This is a genomic window from Vibrio sp. S17_S38, assembly GCF_014694375.1.
In the GTDB taxonomy this organism is placed as follows: domain Bacteria; phylum Pseudomonadota; class Gammaproteobacteria; order Enterobacterales; family Vibrionaceae; genus Vibrio.
This window is the reverse complement of record NZ_JAAUWW010000065.1, coordinates 1-203: the sequence shown is the minus strand read 5'-3', so window position 1 is coordinate 203 and position 203 is coordinate 1. Positions and strand designations below refer to the sequence as shown.

At 45.3% G+C, this 203-nt stretch carries 1 pseudogene; it reads right to left on the bottom strand.

From position 1 onward, the window contains the following. Positions 1 to 203: pseudogene (locus tag HC725_RS16640) on the bottom strand (Ig-like domain-containing protein); the annotation flags it as partial.

The following is a 203-nucleotide window of genomic DNA, read 5'->3' as shown; positions in this document are numbered from 1 at the left end:
CTAAGTAGGCCACTGATGGTGAATTGGTAAACAACTTACCGCTACCCGTATCAAAGATATCAATACATGTGCCAGCAAGACTACTACACACATTCACATTCACATTCACATTCACCGTATTACTGGTCACACCATCTTTGGTGGCCGTGAGGGTCGTATTACCCACCTCAACCGCAGACAATAAACCCGCTGATGATACGGTA